The 2,424-nt window shown below is 63.9% G+C and carries 4 protein-coding genes and 1 pseudogene; 3 read left to right on the forward strand and 2 right to left on the reverse strand.

Annotation, left to right across the window (positions count from 1 at the left end; genetic code table 11):
* Nucleotides 1-174 (reverse strand): annotated as a pseudogene (locus tag IF809_RS38345) (polyhydroxyalkanoate depolymerase); the annotation flags it as partial.
* Nucleotides 175-294: 120 nt separating this feature from the next.
* Here IF809_RS38345 and IF809_RS38350 point away from each other — a divergent pair.
* The gene (locus IF809_RS38350) at nt 295-951 is read left to right on the forward strand and encodes a glutathione S-transferase family protein (RefSeq protein ID WP_128964603.1); all 657 of its coding nucleotides are present in this window, start codon (nt 295-297) and stop codon (nt 949-951) included.
* 282 nt (nt 952-1,233) lie between these two features.
* Here the strand turns inward: IF809_RS38350 and IF809_RS38355 are convergent, their stop codons facing one another.
* A complete protein-coding gene (locus tag IF809_RS38355) occupies nt 1,234-1,458 on the reverse strand; it encodes a hypothetical protein (RefSeq protein ID WP_128950183.1) in 225 nt (74 codons plus the stop codon).
* 185 nt (nt 1,459-1,643) lie between these two features.
* Here IF809_RS38355 and IF809_RS38360 point away from each other — a divergent pair, with 185 nt between their 5' ends.
* On the forward strand, nt 1,644-1,994 hold the full coding sequence (locus IF809_RS38360) for a hypothetical protein (protein ID WP_462840060.1): 351 nt from the start codon (nt 1,644-1,646) through the stop codon (nt 1,992-1,994).
* Between the two features lie 145 nt (nt 1,995-2,139).
* Nucleotides 2,140-2,424 (forward strand): helix-turn-helix domain-containing protein (locus IF809_RS38365; protein ID WP_462840061.1); only part of this gene is annotated, 285 nt, incomplete at its 3' end.

A 2,424-nucleotide genomic window follows, 5' to 3' on the forward strand; every position in this document is an offset into this window, starting at 1 on the left:
GGTCAGGGTGGAGCGCGAGATCAGCTCCAGCGCCGCCGACAGCCGGCCGACGACCTGGTCCGACATCCCCTGCGGCACCAGGTTGAGGAATTTCAGGGCGGACGAGGCGCCGGCCCGCAATGGCGCGGTCAGGTCCATCTGGTTCTGAAAAGCCTGATAATACATCGACATCATACGGAAGCGCCCACCTGTCCGCTGCCGTCATGCAATATCGGAGCCAGACGGGGACGGACGTCCTCAAATTGGCACGTCGCTTGCTGCTCGTTGGGCCGGAAAACGTGAGGGAAGGGCCCTATGGCGAAGGCGACACTGACCATCAGCAGCAAGAACTACTCGTCCTGGTCGCTGCGTGGCTGGCTGCTGACGAAATTTTCCGGGCTCGAGTTCGAGGAGATCGTCACAGCGCCGGACGACGCGTCGGCGCGCGCCGAAATCCTGCTGCTGTCGTCCTCGATCCTGGTGCCCTGCCTGCGGCACGACGGCGCCACCGTCTGGGATACGCTCGCCATCGCCGAATATCTCAACGAGGTGATGCCGGACGCCGGCCTGTTGCCTGATGACCGCGTCCAGCGCGCGCATTGCCGGTCGATCTGCGGCGAAATCCATTCCGGCTTCACCACGTTGCGCGCCTCTCTGCCGGTCAACCTGAAGAGCCATTTCCCCGGCTTCAAGATCTGGTCGCGCGCGCAGGCCGATATCGAGCGGGTCTGGTTCATCTGGCGCGACTGCCTGGAGAAGTCAGGCGGACCGTTCCTGTTCGGCGACAAGCGCACCATGGCGGATGCGATGTACGCCCCCGTGGTGACGCGCTTCGTCACCTACGACGTCAAGCTCGAGCCCCGGTTGAAGGCCTATGCCGACACCATCATGGCCATGAGCGAGATGAAAGAATGGATCGCGGCCGCGAGGGAAGAGCCGGCTGAGATCGAGGAGCTCGAGGTCGAATATTAGGCAGGCTCAGCGAGGCCCTGCCTGTTTCCGGGGCGAGCACGGCGAACGTTCGCGCCGGCCTCTATGTCTTTGCCAGCATTAACTTTTGGCGGTGGTCTGCGGCCTTGGGCAGCAATCGCGTTGCGCAGATCTTGTGCGTGCCCGTGGAGCCTTGCCGAGATCTAGCCGTGAACAACTGCGTACAGGCTTATCAGGCTGATTCGGACGTGATTCGTTCGGGCCGCGTTCCGTTCGTTAAGCTGGAAGCGCGGCCCCGTTGCATTTTGAGACAGAAGAGCGCCGTCAAGCAGCGCCGGAGTGCTTCACCCGGGGCATGCGCCAGCCGATGACGGTGGCTTCCACCGCGATGCCGGCCTCGTGGTTCTGCCAGCGTCCCTCGACGTAGCGGCAGGCGAACGGCAGCTGATACGTGCCGCTGTGGTCCTCGCACAAGACCTCGACCGGCAGGCCGGGTGGTGGTTCGCCGGCACCGTCGAATTCCGCAAGACGTCTGTCGCGCGTTGCCATTCCAAAAAACTCCCCTAATCAAAGCCGCGGAAAGAGCGCCCAGTTCTTCCGCGCGCGGTTTACTGCTCCCCCGTCCAAGGGAACACGCCAAGCTCAACGCGAGAATGCGGTACGAGTGTGGTAGCCTTACGCGGCTGTGCGCGATCGGCGCACATTGCCGTGATCAATTTGCTGAGGAACCTTTCATGCCGCGCCGGATCGCTGCCGCTTGTTTCGTCATGTTACCGCTCGTCGCGCATACGCGGGTCGCGGCGCAGGACGTTCCCGGCATCGAGATCTGCACGGTCGAGAAGACGATGGAGCGGCGCACCAGCTGCCTGCAGAGCAATGTCGATTTCCTGCAGAAGACCATCACCAAGCTCAATCTCGATCACCAGCAGAAGATCGACGCCGCGACCCGCCAGATCGATACGCTGAAGGTGGCGCTCGCAGGCCTGCAGAAGACCATCGGCGATCTGCAGGCGGCGCAGGCGAAGCAGGCGGACGAACTGAAGAAGAAACAGGATGTGCCCCGGCCGAAGGATGCGGCGAAGTAGCAGCAGCGCCGTAGGGTGGGCACGGCGCTTGCGCGCCTTTGCCCACCCTCCGATTTTGGCATTCGGGGCCCGAGAGCAATCCTGATCAAGCGCGGCGCGCGATGACGGCGCATCATCCCCCCGCTTCGAACGAGAGCCGTGACCCATGAACCCAGCCCAGCGCGCGCTCTGGTACATCGAGAGCCATCTGGCCGAGCCGATGACGCTCGACGAGATCGCCGCGATGTCAGGCGTGTCGCGGTTCCACATCGTGCGCGCGTTTGCCGCGGCCACCGGTTATCCGGTGATGCGTTACGCGCGCGCTCGGCGGCTGACGGAAGCGGCGCGCAGTCTTGCGAAAGGCGCACCGGACATCCTGAGCATCGCGCTGGAGGCGGATTACGGCTCGCACGAGGCATTCACCCGCGCGTTCCGCGACCAGTTCGGCACC

Source organism: Bradyrhizobium sp. UFLA06-24, from assembly GCF_054967145.1.